The organism is Vibrio sp. B172a, from assembly GCF_030248355.1.
Taxonomy (GTDB): domain Bacteria; phylum Pseudomonadota; class Gammaproteobacteria; order Enterobacterales; family Vibrionaceae; genus Vibrio; species Vibrio owensii.
Map to the genome: position 1 here is coordinate 217,480 of NZ_JAHGAC010000003.1, position 16,912 is coordinate 234,391.

At 46.1% G+C, this 16,912-nt stretch carries 17 protein-coding genes; 10 read left to right on the top strand and 7 right to left on the bottom strand.

All coding sequences use genetic code 11. From position 1 onward, the window contains the following. Positions 1-56: 56 nt before the first annotated feature. Positions 57-1,430, bottom strand: coding sequence for an L-cystine transporter (locus tag KIT90_RS04565; protein ID WP_020194842.1), 1,374 nt, complete (start codon positions 1,428-1,430; stop codon positions 57-59). A gap of 192 nt (positions 1,431-1,622) precedes the next feature. Further along, positions 1,623-2,318: an NAD(P)H-binding protein gene (locus KIT90_RS04570; RefSeq protein ID WP_122067697.1), complete on the bottom strand. Its 696-nt coding sequence runs from the start codon at positions 2,316-2,318 to the stop codon at positions 1,623-1,625. A 676-nt stretch (positions 2,319-2,994) separates the two neighbouring features. Here KIT90_RS04570 and KIT90_RS04575 point away from each other — a divergent pair. The 9 genes from KIT90_RS04575 to btuD all read left to right on the top strand — a co-directional run bounded on the left by KIT90_RS04575 (position 2,995) and on the right by btuD (position 11,632). Continuing rightward, entirely contained in the window at positions 2,995-3,606 is a 612-nt protein-coding gene (locus KIT90_RS04575) for a flavin reductase family protein (protein WP_122067696.1), read from the top strand. A 19-nt stretch (positions 3,607-3,625) separates the two neighbouring features. Next, positions 3,626-4,669 carry a nicotinate-nucleotide--dimethylbenzimidazole phosphoribosyltransferase gene (cobT, locus tag KIT90_RS04580; protein ID WP_285375585.1) on the top strand — a complete coding sequence of 348 codons (1,044 nt, stop codon included), beginning with the start codon at positions 3,626-3,628 and terminating at the stop codon, positions 4,667-4,669. Next, positions 4,669-5,475: an adenosylcobinamide-GDP ribazoletransferase gene (locus KIT90_RS04585; RefSeq protein WP_285375586.1), complete on the top strand. Its 807-nt coding sequence runs from the start codon at positions 4,669-4,671 to the stop codon at positions 5,473-5,475. The genes cobT and KIT90_RS04585 overlap by 1 nt, the downstream gene beginning before the upstream one ends. Continuing rightward, positions 5,472-6,020 carry a bifunctional adenosylcobinamide kinase/adenosylcobinamide-phosphate guanylyltransferase gene (cobU, locus tag KIT90_RS04590; RefSeq protein ID WP_285375587.1) on the top strand — a complete coding sequence of 183 codons (549 nt, stop codon included), beginning with the start codon at positions 5,472-5,474 and terminating at the stop codon, positions 6,018-6,020. Before KIT90_RS04585 ends, cobU begins: the two co-directional genes overlap by 4 nt. Beyond that, on the top strand, positions 6,017-6,631 hold the full coding sequence (gene cobC, locus KIT90_RS04595; RefSeq protein WP_285375588.1) for an alpha-ribazole phosphatase: 615 nt from the start codon (positions 6,017-6,019) through the stop codon (positions 6,629-6,631). The genes cobU and cobC overlap by 4 nt, the downstream gene beginning before the upstream one ends. Before the next feature lie 82 nt (positions 6,632-6,713). Beyond that, the gene (locus KIT90_RS04600) at positions 6,714-8,513 is read left to right on the top strand and encodes a M3 family oligoendopeptidase (protein WP_017190315.1); all 1,800 of its coding nucleotides are present in this window, start codon (positions 6,714-6,716) and stop codon (positions 8,511-8,513) included. A 238-nt stretch (positions 8,514-8,751) separates the two neighbouring features. Further along, on the top strand, positions 8,752-9,780 hold the full coding sequence (locus KIT90_RS04605) for a succinylglutamate desuccinylase (protein WP_005439838.1): 1,029 nt from the start codon (positions 8,752-8,754) through the stop codon (positions 9,778-9,780). Between the two features lie 102 nt (positions 9,781-9,882). Then, a complete protein-coding gene (gene btuC / locus KIT90_RS04610; RefSeq protein ID WP_009697375.1) occupies positions 9,883-10,878 on the top strand; it encodes a vitamin B12 ABC transporter permease BtuC in 996 nt (331 codons plus the stop codon). After that, positions 10,865-11,632, top strand: coding sequence for a vitamin B12 ABC transporter ATP-binding protein BtuD (gene btuD, locus KIT90_RS04615; RefSeq protein ID WP_285375589.1), 768 nt, complete (start codon positions 10,865-10,867; stop codon positions 11,630-11,632). Before btuC ends, btuD begins: the two co-directional genes overlap by 14 nt. A 53-nt stretch (positions 11,633-11,685) precedes the next feature. On the opposite strand, the gene KIT90_RS04620 is transcribed toward btuD, so the two are convergent. The 4 genes from KIT90_RS04620 to KIT90_RS04635 form a co-directional block, all read right to left on the bottom strand. Further along, on the bottom strand, positions 11,686-12,009 hold the full coding sequence (locus tag KIT90_RS04620) for a hypothetical protein (protein WP_285375592.1): 324 nt from the start codon (positions 12,007-12,009) through the stop codon (positions 11,686-11,688). A gap of 236 nt (positions 12,010-12,245) precedes the next feature. Beyond that, entirely contained in the window at positions 12,246-12,821 is a 576-nt protein-coding gene (locus tag KIT90_RS04625; RefSeq protein WP_005445519.1) for a nucleoside triphosphate pyrophosphohydrolase family protein, read from the bottom strand. 109 nt (positions 12,822-12,930) lie between these two features. Further along, a complete protein-coding gene (locus tag KIT90_RS04630; RefSeq protein ID WP_285375593.1) occupies positions 12,931-13,512 on the bottom strand; it encodes a DUF1415 domain-containing protein in 582 nt (193 codons plus the stop codon). Positions 13,513-13,594: 82 nt separating this feature from the next. Further along, positions 13,595-14,806 carry an MFS transporter gene (locus KIT90_RS04635; protein WP_285375595.1) on the bottom strand — a complete coding sequence of 404 codons (1,212 nt, stop codon included), beginning with the start codon at positions 14,804-14,806 and terminating at the stop codon, positions 13,595-13,597. A gap of 112 nt (positions 14,807-14,918) precedes the next feature. On the opposite strand from KIT90_RS04635, the gene KIT90_RS04640 reads away from it, so the two are divergent. Then, positions 14,919-15,788: a LysR family transcriptional regulator gene (locus KIT90_RS04640; RefSeq protein WP_132697517.1), complete on the top strand. Its 870-nt coding sequence runs from the start codon at positions 14,919-14,921 to the stop codon at positions 15,786-15,788. A 65-nt stretch (positions 15,789-15,853) separates the two neighbouring features. Here KIT90_RS04640 and KIT90_RS04645 read toward each other — a convergent pair whose 3' ends face one another. Further along, entirely contained in the window at positions 15,854-16,873 is a 1,020-nt protein-coding gene (locus tag KIT90_RS04645) for an FUSC family protein (RefSeq protein WP_285375598.1), read from the bottom strand. Positions 16,874-16,912: the final 39 nt, after the last annotated feature.

Genomic DNA, 16,912 nt, shown 5'->3' on the forward strand with positions numbered 1-16,912 from the left:
AAAAAAGCCGATGGGAAAACCATCGGCTCGTGTAAGAAATGATTATTGAGTAGCGACTACGCTTTTTGTTCTTCCAACGCAGTTTCGCTATTGGTCGACTTTAGCACTCGGCTAGTAATCGTTCCGGCTGTCATCGCGCCAGACACATTAAGTGCAGTTCGTGCCATATCGATCAATGGTTCGATAGAAATAAGCAACGCAGCAATTGTCACAGGCAAGCCCATTGCAGGAAGTACAATCAATGCTGCAAAAGTTGCGCCGCCACCAACACCGGCAATACCGAAAGAGCTAATTGTAATGATGGCAATCAATGACAAAATGAAGTTGATGTCTAGAGGATCAATACCCATGGTTGGCGCTACCATTACCGCCAGCATTGCTGGGTAAATACCTGCACAGCCGTTCTGACCGATAGTGGCACCGAAAGACGCGGACAAGTTCGCAATCGCTGGTGGCACATTTAACTTGGTGATTTGTGCTTCAACGTTAAGTGGGATCGTTGCTGCTGAGCTGCGTGACGTAAATGCAAATGTCAGTACAGGCCAGATCTTCTTAAAGTACTCTGCTGGGCTAACACCAACGAAAGACACTAGCAGTCCGTGTACAAGGAACATAAGTAAAATAGCAACGTACGATGCCACGATGAAGCCTAACAGATTAAGGATGTCACCAGCACTTGAAGTGGCAACGACTTTTGCCATCAGCGCAGCGATACCGTAAGGCGTTAATGCCATGATCATCTTAACTAAACGCATCACGATCGATTGAGCTGCCTCAACGAAAGTGCGAATAGGAGATTCTAGCTCTTCTTTTTCTGCCATCACTTTACGCGCAGCGATACCTACTAACACACCAAAGATAACTACAGCAATGATCGATGTAGAGCGAGCACCTGTGAGGTCAGCAAATGGGTTGGTTGGAATAAAGCTGACTAGCATCTGAGGAATCGTTAGGTCGCTTACTGAGCCTACACGGCTTTCTAGTACCGCAATACGAGCTGTTTCACGCGCACCTTCTGTGAGGCCTTCTGCAGAAAGACCAAACGTTGTGGTAACCAGAATACCAATCATGGCAGCGATAGCGGTCGTAACGAGAAGAACAGAAATCGTAAGGCCAGAAATCTTACCCAGAGAGCCGCCTTTTTCCAGCTTAACAACCGCTGAAATCATAGAGACAAGTACCAATGGCATAATGACCATCTTCAACAGGCCAACGTAACCACTACCAACGATACCAACCCACTCAAGCGTTTGAGCAATCACATCGCTGCCTTCGCCATGAATCAGTTGTAAAGCAAGACCGAAAAGTGAACCAGTCACAAGACCAATTAACACAAGACGAGATAACGTGTTCTTTTTTTGTTGTTGGTTAAAAAGAAAGAATAATATGGCGATAAACACCGCCAGAGAGGCAACCACTGCGAAATTCATAATCTGACCTTATTAATCAGCGCCAAATGCTGACTGTTTTTTATACGGGGCTATATACTGGTAACGTAAGATACCGATCGGGATATAACTTTAAAAATGAAAAACAGGTATTAGATAGATCGAAAATGAATATAAAAGTGAGACGAATATCTCGTGCAATAACGTTTTAGCACGAGATTTATCCGATTTTACTTAGTCATAATGCTTGATGAGGTCCATCATCTCTCTTCTATGCAAATAGACGATTGGGTCTTGTTGATAGCTGAAAACTTGGTAAATCATCGCTTTGGCTACGTCTTGAGCTTGAATAGGCACAAAATTAGCCAGTTTTCCCAGCATAAGCGGACGAATTACTTTAGAAAGAGTCTGAACAACCTTCTCATCTGTACGAGGATTTTCTCGTTGCCCGACCAGAGGCCCCGGTCTTGCGAACACCACTTCTTCAAAGCCCATCTTTTCAATATTTTTTTCCATGTGGCCCTTGCAAGCAAGATAGTGGGATGATGAAGAAGCTTTCGCTCCCAAACTCGATACGACTGCAAGGCGTTTTACGCCAATCAACTTCATTTGCTGAGCCACTTTACACACTAACTCGACATCGATTTTCCTTAAACCGTCTTTGCTGCCGGCTTGCTTCAATGTCGTACCAAGACAAATAAAACCAACACGAGGGGTCGGTTGTTGTTCGTCCCAGTCGTGAATGGTGAGTTCAGCATCGAGAAGTGGGATGATTTTATTATCAGGATCGGCAATGTCAGTGAGGGCTCGTCGAGAAAGGGAATACAGAGTTTCGATGCTAGGCTGCGAGATCAGTTGATGGATGACTTCTCTACCAACCAGCCCTGTTGCGCCAGCGATAATGACACATGCATTTGAATCGTTACTCATTGTATTCTTCCTCATAGAGAACAGTTGCTTAGGCTATTGTAGCTTAATTGTTCAGCCAAGCATTAGGCATGCTATCAATGTTTGACGCACGACCCATTTGATTGCTCTTCAAACGAGGCAAATAAAAAGACCCGCGGGACAAACGGGTCTTTTTTCTTAGGAGAATGATAAGGGTATGGATCGCCGAGATTGGCGTGGTGGGTTTGGCTTGCCTCTCTTAGCGGGGCGACGACTTTGATTGGCAAACATAATTTCTCGCTTTTTGTGTTAGGGACGATTTCTTTAAAGCATCACACGTGCCAACTTTCAAAATACAGGCGATGAGGAAATCAGCTCTCGTTTCATTTACGCCTAATCTTTGTTAGACGTGCTATTGTATAGTTTTTATTTATCAATGCTTTAAGTTGTTTGGTTAGACTGATATTGACCATCAGGCGTTATCAATTAGAGCGCTGAAAAATAAATGACTGAGACTGAGTTGGTTTAAGTTGAATGCTTTCTTTAGTGGAACAAGCTTGTTGAAATAACATTTTTATCAATATGACTGTCGAATTGACAAAAAGCGCTGTCAAAAAGAGAAAATCAGATGAAATTGCACGGGAGAGGGGTACACTTGTTCTCTCAATTTGTCGGGAGTCTTATCTCTCTCGCGGTTTTCTAAGACCAAGGACGTCGTATGAACATAGATCTCAGTACGCTTGCGCCAACGCAGGTGTACCATTTGATGACTCAAACTGTCATTCCTCGCCCAATCGCTTGGGTGCTCACAGACTCAGGTGAGCAAAACTTCAACTTAGCGCCATTTTCCTACTTTACTGCGGTTTCTAGCCGTCCACCTTTATTGATGATTTCTGTGGGAAAAAAGCCCAATGGTGACATTAAAGACACCACGCGAAATGCATTAGAAACCGGTAAGTTGGTTATCCATATTGCACCCAGCGAGCTCGCGGATAAAGTCACTTTATCTTCTGCCACATTAGAACATGGGGAATCTGAACTGGAGACGACTCAACTTGAGACGGTTGATTTCCAAGGTTTCGAATTACCACGCTTAGAGGGCGCGCCAATTGCATTCGGCTGTAAGTTGCATGAAGTGATAGAGATGGGGGAGACACCGCAAAGTTTAATCTTTGCAGAGATTGAACACATTTATGTCGATGAGCGGGTCATATCCATAGAAGGTGACCGTTTAAAAGTTGATGCCTTAGCTGTAGACCCATTAGCTCGGTTAGGCGGTAATGAATACGCCACGTTAGAAAAAACTTTTTCTGTCGCTCGTCCAAAATAAAGAATAAGGAATCATCATCATGGATCGCTCTTTTGCCTCAGAAATTCAAGCTCGCATTGATAACAAAACCAAACCATTAGGCGCTCTTGGTTTGCTCGAAAAAGTGGCGCTAGAACTGGCGTTAATTCAAAGCCAAGATAAGCTTCAATCGGTTGAAACAATAGAAATTCGCAAACCAACCATGTTGGTATTCGCTGGTGATCATGGTATCGCGGAAGAAGGGGTGAGCATTGCACCAAGTGCCGTGACTCAACAAATGGTGGCGAATTTTCTCGCTGGTGGCGCTGCTATTAACTGTTTCTGCGATCTCAACCAAATTGACTTTAAGGTCATTGATTGTGGCATGTTGTCACCGATCGATACCTTAGTTCCTGACTTTAAACATCATCCCAACTTGATTGAGAAACGTCTGGGAAATGGCACGGCAAACTTTGCCAAACAAACTGCGATGTCGTTAGAGCAAGTTGCATTGGGTTTGGAATATGGTGCCCAAGTCGCGCAACAGGCGATTCTTAATGGCTCGAACTTGTTGATGTTTGGTGAGATGGGGATTGGCAATACCAGTTCGGCATCGGCATTGTTAACTGCGCTGAGTCCATTGGAAGTCGACCATTGCGTTGGCTATGGCACGGGCATTACCCAAGAGCAACTCAACCGCAAGATCAAGCTAGTCGCGCAAGGTGTGAATCGCTGTCGTGATCTAGATACCAAAGGCGCGTTGGCTCAAGTCGGTGGGTTCGAAATTGTGCAAATGGTTGGCGCATTCTTAGAAGCGAAACGCAACAAAACGCCAGTCTTGGTCGATGGATTTATCGTATCTGTAGCCGCTTATGTCGCGACTCTATTAGATGAAGAGACGCGAGATTACATGCTGTTTGCTCATAATTCAGAAGAGAATGGGCACAAGTTTGTGCTGGAATGTTTGCAAGCTGAGCCTCTCTTGGATCTTGGCTTGCGTTTAGGTGAAGGAACCGGAGCAGCGCTTGCTTTGCCACTCGTAAAAGCCGCGGCTCAGTTTTACAACAACATGGCGAGCTTTGAGAGTGCGGGAGTGACGGTTTAGTGTCTGCTTCTGATAATACACTCCATTCAGAGACACGTTCTTTGCGCTATCAGAGTGAGCTTTTCTTGCTCGCAGTAAGCTTTTTTAGTCGCATACCAGTGCCTTCTGATTTACCTTACAGTGAAACGCGCATGAACCAAGCGGGGCGATACTTTGCTTTGGTCGGTGTGTTGCTAGGGCTACTGTGCGCAACTGTGTTTTCACTGGCAAGTTTATTGTTCCCAAACTCAGTTGCCATCGTGTTAACTATGGCATTTAGCCTGCTGCTTACCGGCGCATTTCATGAGGACGGTTTAACGGATATGGCGGATGGCATTGGCGGTGGCATGACGTTAGATCGCCGCTTAACCATCATGAAAGACAGCCGCATCGGGACATACGGCGCGGCAACGCTAATGATGGCGCTGCTGGCGAAGTTTGTATTTTGGAGCGAGTTAGCCAATGAACCTCAATTTTGGCTGATGATCGTTGTGGCGTACACCGTGAGCCGAGCGCTGGCTGCTACTCTCATATATGACATGCCTTATGTTAGTGACGCTGACACCTCGAAAAGCAAACCGTTAGCGAATAAACAATCGAGCTTAGAGGTCGCGATATTGCTCTTAACTGGTGGGGTTGTAGCATTGTTACTGGGCGTGTCTCAGGCAGCTGTGATTGTGTTGGTATTGGCACTGTTTCGTGTGGGCTTTAAACGCTGGCTGACCAAACGTATCGGCGGATTTACTGGCGATTGCCTTGGTGCCGCGCAGCAGCTTTCAGAATTGCTTGTTTATCTCATTCTTATCGCATTTAGTCACTCATTATGACGCAACTTATTCTAGGTGGTGCGCGCTCAGGAAAATCGAGCTTAGCAGAGAGCAGGGCGCAACAATGGGCACAAAATAAAAACGGAACGCTTCACTATGTAGCGACGGCATTGCCTTTTGATGATGAAATGAAGCAACGCATTGCTCACCATAAACAGCAGCGAGGTGCTGGGTGGATAGAACATGAATGTCCGCTTAACTTGTCTGAGCTCATTTGTGAGTTTTCGTCTCAAGACGTCGTATTAGTTGACTGCCTTACGCTTTGGCTCAACAACTGGATCTTTGAACTCGGTGATGACTGCTGTAATGAGCGGTTAGAGGAGCAAATTGAGTTGTTGGTGAATGCGGCAGCACAATCTGACGCGACGCTGATTTTTGTCTCTAACGAAGTCGGTATGGGCATTGTGCCGCTCGGCGCCGTCAGTCGTTATTTTGTTGATAATGCGGGACGGATGAATCAAAAACTGGCGACCGTATGTGAGCAAGTCACGTTTGTCGCTGCGGGCTTGCCACTTGAGCTCAAACCACAGGAAGGGAAGAGATGAAAACGCTGAATATCTATTTACTGCGACACGGGAAAGTGAACGCAGCCCCAGGTTTACACGGACAAGCCGATTTAAAAGTCGATGATGCAGAGCAACGCAAAATTGCTCAAGCCTGGCAACAAACGGGTCGAGAAGTAGAAGGGATCATCAGCTCTCCCTTGTCACGTTGTAACGATCTTGCTGAGATACTTGCGGAGCAGCAACTTTTGCCTTTAAGTGTGGAACCACAACTTCAAGAGTTGGATTTTGGTGATTTCGACGGCATCCCATTTGACATGCTCTCTGAGCACTGGAACAAGCTTGATGCGTTTTGGAAAGCACCGGCACAACACACCTTACCGAATGCTGAGAGCTTGGATGATTTCTCTCATCGTGTAACTTGTGCTTGGTCTCAAATCATTAATGATATCAATGACAACTTGCTAATTGTCACGCATGGTGGCGTAATTAGAATGATTCTTGCCCATGTATTGGGTGTAGATTGGCGCAATCCGCGATGGTATTCGACATTAGCGATAGGAAATGCGTCAGTAACACATATAACAATTACCATCGATGATCAGATTTACGCCTCAGTTCGTTCGATAGGCGTACCACTATTTGAAAATTAGTCACGGAAGTAGCCAACGCTTGGATCTCTACCGAGTTTAAGAGAGAAAAGGGCTGGCTCGATTACATCAAAAGGAACCATAAATGACCGCTCCTAGCTGGGATTTATCCATCGTTTATAACGATCTCGCTGACCCACGAATTCAAGATGACATTGCCCTTGTAGAGCAATGCATTGACCTACTCAATAAACAGTCTGCCGATTGTAACTCTGTTGAAGTGATGCAAAACGCAATCTTAACCAGCGAGGCGGCAAGCCGTTTGGCTGGCACGATTGCTAACTTCGCAAACTGTTACGCGTCAGTGGATGCGACAAATGCAGAGGCGAAGGCACTGCTGGGGCGTATGACGCGTATTTTCTCTGAGCTTTCTCAAGCTTACAGTGCCTTTGAGCTTAAATTGACTCACGCTGATGAAGAGTTCATTACTCGCGTTTTGGATCATGAAAATCCAGACATCAGTGGTCAGGCGTTTTCAATCCTGAACTCACGCAAACTGGCTGATACACGCTTAAGCACCGAAGAAGAAAAGCTATTAGCGGCAATGAGCGTGGATGGAAAATCTGCGTGGGGTAAGTTATACAACAACCTCACGGGTTCTTTGAAAGTGAAGCTTGACTACGCTGATGGTGAAAGTGAAGAGCTTGGCTTCTCGCAAGCGGCAAGCATTCTTTATGGCTCTGAATTTGATCGCCAAGAAGCTGCGTGGCGTGGCGTTCAAAAAGCGATGGCAACACATCAAGAGTCTTTTGCCTCTATCCTTAACGCGCTTTCAGGTTGGCGCTTAACAGAGAACAAAAAGCGTTCTACCAAACGTGATGTTCATTTCCTTGATCCAAGCTTGCATGGCAGCCGAATCAAAGCGGAAACGTTGGATGCCATGATGAAAGTCGCTAAAGACAGCCGTGAGATTGGTCAAAAAGCCGGTTTGTTAATGGCGAAGGTCCACGGTTTGGATGAGATGAAGCCATGGAATCATCTTGCAGCGATGCCTGCTTTGAGTGGCGAAGCGAAAGTTTATCCATTCGATGAAGCAATCGACGTCATTTGTGAAGCGTTCGAAACCGTGAATCCAGACATGTCCGAGTTTGTCCGCATGATGGTACAAAACGGCTGGATTGATGCCGCGCCTAATGCCAACAAACGCCTTGGCGCATACTGTACTAAGCTGCCGGCGACGCGCACGCCGCTCGTATTTATGACGTGGAGTGGTAGCCGCTCAGACCTGATGACGCTTGCTCATGAGCTTGGTCACGCATTCCACAACTGGGTGATTCGTGATTTGCCGCTTTGCCAAACATACTACCCGATGACGTTGGCAGAAACTGCTTCAATTTTCGCTGAAAACATCGTTCGCGATCATCTGATTTCAAAAGCAGAAAGTGTGGATGATAAGCTCGAAATGTTGTGGGAAGAGCTCTCTTCGGCGTTGGCGCTGATGATCAATATTCCCGTTCGTTACGAATTCGAAAAAGCCTTCTACGAGCGTCGCCAAGAGGGCGAACTGACAGCAGATGACTTCTGTGAGCTGATGTCAGAAACGTGGAAAGATTGGTATGGCGATGTGATGAGCGAAGCTGACCCTTATTTCTGGGCGAGCAAACTGCACTTCTCCATTTCTGGGGTGAGCTTCTACAACTACCCATATCTGTTCGGCTTCTTGTTCAGTAAAGGTATCTACGCTCAACGTGAAGCTAAAGGGGAGCGTTTCTACGACGATTACGTAGATCTATTACGTGACACTGGCAACATGATGGCTGAAGAAGTTGTAGATAAGCATCTTTCAATGGATCTGACGCAACCGGAATTCTGGCAGCAGAGTGTAGAGCTAGTTCGTGACAAAGTAGACGAATTTGAACGTTTACTCGCACAACGTGGTGAATAAACGCTAAAAGTTGATCAAATCATAATGATCTTCTTTAGGGCTGTGGTAAAGTTCACAGCCCTAACACTTTGTAATTGTTTAAAAAATAAACGCCTCAATGCTTGATTTGAGTGCATGGCGCGAAAAGGTATGGGATTTTAAATAAATTTGGCGGCTTCTACTCATAAGTGGGATCGCAACAACAAAAATCCTTTGTACAATTTATTAACATACCCGCCGTGCTATTAAGGAGTAACGCATGACGAAGTCTCTCTTTCGCCAATCGTTTTTAACTGACACGTTAGATGTTCATATTGATGTCGCGCCAGCGGAGCAGGTGCTGTCTAATGGTGTAAAACTTAAACTCTATCAGCGTGGTGTGCTAGAAGTGATTCCTGACGAATACACTCAGGAAACCAAGAACGTCATCATCTCTTGTGGTGTCCACGGGGATGAAACCGCACCGATGGAGCTGGTGGATTCAATTATCAAAGACATCGAATCTGGCTTCCAGAAAGTCGAGGCTCGATGCTTATTCATTATCGCTCACCCAGAATCGACTCTGGCGCACACGCGATTTTTAGAAGAAAACCTTAACCGACTGTTTGATGAGAAAGAGCACGAGCCGACCAAAGAGCTTGCGATTGCTGATACTCTCAAATTGTTAGTGAGAGATTTCTATCAAGATACGGCAGCGGAAACACGCTGGCACTTAGATTTGCACTGTGCGATCCGTGATTCAAAGCACTACACCTTTGCGGTGAGTCCGAAAACGCGTCATCCCGTTCGTAGCAAAGCTTTGATTGATTTCCTCGATAGTGCACATATTGAAGCGGTGCTGCTTTCTAACTCGCCAACCAGTACATTCAGCTGGTTCAGTGCAGAAAACTATGGCGCTCAAGCTTTGACGATGGAACTGGGTCGTGTGGCTCGCATTGGTGAAAACGACTTAGATAAACTGACAGCATTCGATTTGTCACTGCGTAACCTAATTGCAGAGGCGAAAGCGGAGCACTTGTCTAAGCCATGTATCAAGTACCGTGTTAGTCGTACGATTGTGCGCTTGCACGAAGATTTCGATTTCATGTTTGATGACAACGTCGAGAACTTCACCTCATTCGTTCACGGCGAAGTGTTTGGTCACGATGGTGACAAACCATTGATGGCGAAGAACGATAACGAAGCCGTTGTTTTCCCAAACCGCCACGTCGCGATCGGTCAACGCGCAGCATTAATGGTGTGTGAAGTGAAAACGCGCTACGAAGATGGCGAGTTAGTCTACGATTAATGCCATATCGCTTTAATTTCGGCGAATAAAGCGTAAGAACACATTTGCAATTTACCGAGGCTTAACTGTAAGGTTAAGCCTCGTTTGTATTTATCGGCTACTATGGATTTTCAACAACTTATCCTGAACAAGGAACGACGCTGGCAACGCAATCTTTTGATCATGTCAGTGATTCTCGTGCTGCTCTCTGCTATCCACTTGATGGTCGGAGAGGTATTCCTTTCTCCTTTTCAGTCTCTCTCTGCATTTGAACAAAAACTCTTGTTGGATTTACGCCTGCCACGTTTGGTTTCTGCCGCCATTATCGGGGCAGCATTGGCGGTCTCTGGTGCTACCTTACAAGTTCTACTCGGGAACGTATTAGCCGAACCCGGCGTTCTCGGGATCTCCGGTGGCGCGAGCTTGGCAATGGTGCTCGTCATGTTTGCCTTGCCAGTTTTACCGTCTCCAATGATCTTTATGTTGGCTGCCATTGCCGGTTCGATGTTGTTTACTGTTATTTTGGTTGGTATCGCAAGAGCAATGCATCTTACTACCGCAAGGTTGCTGCTCGTCGGTGTAGCACTGGGTATTCTGTCGAGCGCGATTGTGACGTGGGCATTCTACTTTAGCGATGACTTAAGCCTACGTCAGTTAATGTACTGGCTAATGGGGAGCATTGGTGGGGCAAGTTGGTATCAGCACACCGTTACTTTGGTCATGCTACCTGTGCTGATTTGGCTCTGCTGCAAGGGCAAACCACTTGATAAGTTGATGCTAGGGGAAATCCATGCCACTCAACTAGGTATTGATGTTCATCAGATGCGCTGGAAGCTCATTTTGGCAATTTCCATTCTCGTTGGTGGCTCCGTTGCATTGGGGGGGATCATTAGCTTTGTGGGCTTAGTCGTACCGCATCTACTTCGATTGGCGTTTGGTACAGAAAACCGTTACCTGTTGCCTCTTTCTGCGATATCTGGCGCAGCCTTATTGGTGTTTGCGGATATCGGCGCGCGTTTGTTGCTTGATTCCGCTGAGCTGCCGTTGGGAGTGATGACCACTTCTATCGGCGCACCTATCTTCATTTGGATGCTGGTGAAAAGTCATGATGCACGTTAAGCACATCGCAGTGGGAAGTCGACTGCTACCGCTCTCCTTTGAATGTAAGCCGGGTGAGGTTGTCCATGTCGTGGGTCCAAACGGCTCCGGGAAAAGCACATTACTTGGTGCGATATCTGGCACCTTAACTCAGCGTGAAGGCGTGAGTGGGGAAGTGTTAGTCGACAATCAAGACTTGTTAGCAATGCCACTTTCAGAACAAGCGCATATTCGTGGGTACCTGTGTCAGCAATCAAGGCCCGCATTCAATGTTGATGTCTTTCAATACTTAGCACTTTCATTGCCAACTGGTGCCAATATCAGCGACGCGAAAGTACGAGATGCCGTTAATATTGTTATTGAGCTAGTACAATTGCAAGACAAGCTTCATCGAAGTATTCAGACATTATCCGGCGGTGAATGGCAACGTGTCCGTCTAGCCGGGGTGTGTTTGCAAGTGTGGCGCACAATTAACCCTTACTCTCAGCTATTGATTTTGGATGAACCCGCAGCGCCGCTGGATATTGCCCAAGAAGGAATGCTATATCAGCTCATTAATGCCGTTGCTGCGCAAGGCATCGGGGTGTTTGTCGCAAACCACGATCTGAACCGAACGCTTAAGCACGCTGATAAAGTCTTGCTGCTCAATAACGGCGTATTGCATTCTTCCGGTAACGCCGATGAAGTGCTATCAGAAGAAGGATTAGCTGAGGTGTTCCAAACTCAAGTTAAGAAGGTCTTAGTAGAAGAAAGGCCGTATTTAATTTTTGATTAGTATCTTAAAGAAATACAGAGCATCCAGATGCCAAGCGTTTATTTGTTGAAAGACTAAAACAGAGGCATCTGATGTGGATGGGATTTCTTGATATCTAATGGGTTATCGTCACTCTGAAAGTACTCCACCCAAACTTTATTACTTCTCGGAAACTCTCGTCGGAGGGCTTTCTTAACGTGTTTACGCGTACTGACCAAATCTCCTGTCATCGTTTGATTGTGATACCCCGTTTCAACAACTTGGAACTGGCTATCTGTTAGACAGTAAATCAGAAAGCCGCGATCTCTTTTGTAAGTCTTAAACTCTACCGCTTCTTTAGGCTGCAATTCTTTGAGCTGTTTTTCGACTAACGGCAACACCTGAGATATATGAATCATAGGTAATCCACGATATGGTAATTAAGGCTAGGTTATCAGAGAGGTAGAACTCAGAAATATCAATAAATACTGAACAGGTGTTTAGTTTTAGCATAACAATGCAGTTGGGGATGCAACGTGTCGATTCAATTTGGATGTATTCTCGACAGTCATTCAATAAAGCTCAGAATAAAAAAGCGCCCACAATATCGAGTATTGTGGGCGCTGAATTTTATCTGTAGTGCCTAATCGACGACTTACTGTGTAAGTGGCTTAAGGTCTGCAGGGCGGTAGTAAACCGACTTTAGAACCTTGCCTTTACGTACCGTTTTGCCTTCAGATACAAAATCTTCTGCGCATTTCGCAATGATGTATTCGCCTTTTTGAACCGCCATCAGCTTGATGCCTTGTTCAGCGTAGAACGCTTCTGTTTCTGCGTATTCTTGTTCGTTGCGACACACTTTGCTCATGTTGCTTGAGTGCACTTCGTCCCAGCAAGGAATAAAGTCGATACCACGGTTCACCGCTACGTTAAGCAGTAGATCGATCAGGTAGCTGATCGCTAGGTTATCTTCAACTTTGCTGTCACCAAGGTGTACTAGACGACCCATTAGAACGTAAACGCTGTCAATGATTGCGTCTGCTTGCTCGGTTTTGCAATCCGCTTCCGCTAGTTCAGTAAGCTCTTCGATCGCAAGAGAAGTGTGTAGCGTATCTGCTTGTGCGTCTAGGCTTGCAACATCCGCCACTGGTAGGTCGAAAGTGCTACGGAACTCGGTGATGTCACGGTATAGGTGATCAAAAATCTCTTGGGTTAGCTTTGACAGTTGCATTCTAATGTCCATTGAATCGATTGAAGTCGCAATCATATCAAACCGAACTTTAATCCCCAAGCGATCCCATTCTAACTGGTTAGAAATCTGTCTCTTGGGGGAGTGAGCTTTAGCGGAATAGGTAAGGGAAGAGCTTCTTACGTTCTTCCTCTGAAAGCGCTGAGACACGTGCAATATTGTTATCTGGAATGGACTCTGGATCAGGGTAGTGCTTAAGTACCTTTTCCATGCTCTCTTCACGGATCAAATGAAACACTGGGTATGGAGAGCGATTCGTCAGGTTTTCATCATCTTCTGGTTCTGCACCGCCAAAGCAGTAATCAGGATGGAAGGTGGCAACTTGGAAAATGCCTTCCCAATCTTGCTGTTTGATCAAGCCTTCAACCCAATCAATGAAGAAGTTGTAATCCCAGAAATCTTGCAGCATGTTTGGAACCACAACCAAGGTTGTCTCCAGTTTTTCTGGCTCGGTATTACTCAGTTCGATCAGCTGCAGCAAAATGTCTTCAAGTAGTGCTTCTTCTTGCGAGGCTTCACTCACGAAGATTTTGATTTGTTTATTGCGCTGTGGCTTAGCGGCGAACGGGCAGAGATTTAACCCGATCACGACATCATTGAGCCATTGATCGACTTGCTCTGTGATCGCGTTGATATCGGTGTTTGGTGATTCTTGTGTTGAGCGCGTTGGCATACGACTTTCTTGCTTTTATGAATGTGGCGCAAGCATAGCAGACCAGCGCCACAACATAAAACCAATAAGGCTTAACGCCTCATTAAGCCGTTATGTCTGCGTTATCGCCAGCGTCGATTCGCTCTGTGATGTGTTTTAAGAATGCGATAGCAGCGAACATGGCAATGTACAGTGCACTGCCACCGATGAGTACACTCGACCAACCGCCGTTTTGCCAGCAATAGAGCAATAGGAATCCACCTAAACTGCCGCCAATATAGTAATGCACGAGATACAATGCGGTCGCCGTCGCTTTTGCTTGTGTTGCGTTTTGTCCAACCCAGCCGTAGGCGAGCGTGTGAGTGAAGAACGCACCAAAACTGATCAATAATAACCCTGTGAGCATCGCAGGTATGCTTTCAATCACCGCGATCCACATGCCAGCCATGCTGACGATAGAGCCTAAAAACATGCCAAGTATCGGCGAAAAGCGTTTACTCCAATGTCCGGCGCAGCGGGAAGAGAACGTACCACCCAAATAGCAAACAAATATGAGAGAAGCTAACCCGACAGGCACATTATGTGGCGCACTGACCAAGCGGAATCCCATTACCGAATAAAGATTAACGAACAACGCAAAGTTCAAACCGCCAATCAGCATGGCGAACCACACACGTTGATTTTTGAAGTGTCCGATAATAGCTTTATTGTGGTGCCTTAAACTGCTCGACGAAGGGGTAAAGTTTTTCTGTTTTGGCAGCAAGTAATGCACGCTGACCACGCCGATAAGGGTGAATAGCATCATAACTTCGATGGCGACGTCGATGCTGAAGTTGTCTGCCAATAAACCTCCGCTGATACGCCCTGCGATCCCTCCCAATGAATTGGCTGCGATATAAGTACCGATCGCCATTGAAAATGCGTGTTTATCTAGCTCTTCCGCCATATAAGCAACGGCAACAGCTGCAAACGCGGCAATCGCAACACCGATCAAAGCGCGACAAACCACTAAGAACAAAAACGAATCGCCAAGCAGCATTAATGCGGAGATAGCAGGGATCGAAAACAGACCAAACATCATTACAGGTTTGCGCCCAATCGATTCAGAAAGCACAGCCATCGGGACCAAGCTAAAGGAGAGAGCCAGTGTGGTGGCGGCGAATAGCCAGTTGACCTGCGTTTCCGAGATCTGAAAGTGCGCCGCAAAGCTTGGCAGCATCGGTTGGAGGAGGTAAAGGTTTGAAAAAACCAAAAAAGAGCCGAGCGCCAGAGATAGCGTAATGCGTTTGTATTCCGGAGAGCCGAAACTGACCATGAGTCCTGCCTAATGCGAACGAGCAAATATAGAGAAACTGTGATCAATCTATCAGTTAGTTCTGGATTGAAAAAATATATTAAAAATATGGTTGGTATATATTTTTGATCTAATGGAATCGAAGCAACTCAAACACTTCTTGGCGGTCGCGGAACACGGCAACATTACTCATGCAGCTAAGGCTTTGCACATTGCTCAGCCAGCGTTAAGTATTTCGATTAAGAAGTTCGAACAGTCTCTTGGCGTGACGTTGTTTCGTCGAGAAGAAAAGAAAATCAGCTTAACCAAAGAAGGGGAAACCTTGTTGGTTCACGCTAAGCGAGTGATTCAGCAGTTACACGATGCGCAGCTAGCGATTGATGAGCTTAAAGGTTTAGCCAAAGGGGAAGTGCGCCTTGGTACGCCTTCAATGATGGGCAGCTATTTTTTCCCTCGAATTGTCATGGCGTTTAAGAGCCAGTATCCAGATTTAAAGCTGACGCTGGTGGAGGCGGGCACTCAGTCTATCCGTCGAATGTTACTTAATGGTCAGCTCGATATTGGCGTGATCAGCTGTGACGATGTACCAGACGACTTAGAAACTGATCATCTGTTTACTAGCCAAATGGTCGCCGTCGTGGCTCCGGAACATGACTTAGCTCAGCGCAGTGCCATCACATTTGATCAGTTTTTCGAGCATGATTTGGTGATGTTCCAACATGGCTACTTCCACCGAGAATTCTTAGACCACGTCAGCGAAGAGCATGGCTTTACAATGAAGTCCTCATTTGAAACCAACTTGCTGCCGCTCATTCTGAGTATCGTTAAACAAGAATTTGCTATTACCGCGCTTCTCGAATTGGTGACACAACATGAACAGGGCGTAGTGGGTATTCCATTTGAACCGAGCGTTAAGCTCGACCTTGCACTCGCGTGGCGAAAACAAGGCTATCTATCCATTGCCGACCGTACTTTTATTGACTTTGTGAAGCGGTATGTTTGATTTGCATCCAATTAAAACCAAACTGTTCAATGGAAAGCCTCCCTTTAATTGGGAGGCTTTTCCTTTTATGCAGTTATCTCTTTCTCATTAAGTGGTATCAATACCCCAAGAGCCACCATGGCAGCGCCACCGATTACGGTGAACAATACTCGCTGCGAAAAGATCAATTCTGCCATTTCCGGATTAAAAGGACCTACTGAGACAGTAAGAATAAGCAGCATGATACAAGCCGTGGCAATGGTGTAGTTGTGTTCGAGATACACAAGGATGCCGTAAAGCGAAGCGATGACCAAAACCCACATGGTTATTGTCATTGCCATGTCGGAGTTGAACGAGCCCAATAGCAACCCCACAGGCAAGTAAACTAATGCGCCAAGCAAGGTTCCGTTCAAACGTTGCCAAGCTTTCGGTGCTAAATCTTTGCTGAACGGGCTGTGGATCATCATAAATAGGTAAGCACCTAAAACGGCTCCTGTGCCACCCCATATACCTAACGACAGCACCAAGCCAATCCCTAGCGCCTTGCGGCTGGAGTACTTGAGATCAACGCGACCTATTTTATGTGTAGTGTTCGTCGAGCCGCTCTGGGCGTTGGCGTTTTTCCAAACCAGCGTACTAGCAATGATCGCCACAGTGATGCCAAGCACAACCGATACTGAACGTTGAAGCATAAGTTCTGTGGCTGGGATATCTACCGGCATCATCATCGATAACAACATAAACGTCAGCGGCAGAATGTACTTTGGTACTTCTTGGTGGTGTTTATTGCGCTCTGTTATGACGAGCAAGAAGGCAAACAGCGCACTAGTAAAAGGTGCATAAGTGATAGGTACCATGGAAAGTGGTACCGCAATTAATGTCATGATCAAAGGATGAAGGCTTCCTAATAGCGTGTCCTTTGTTGTGCTGTATTTGAGATTGTATAGGTAGTGGATGATTCCCACTTCCACCGCCACAAAAGCTTCTCCGACATCATAAAAATACGCACTGATGATAAGCAGCACGATAGAAAGCAAAAACATGCGGTTGCCTAGCACAAGGTAAGGCTTTGGTGGGATGAATTTTTGAGCGAGTGAATCGAGCATGGCGTATTTCCCGTCCTTCAGTGAATAACAATATGGAAG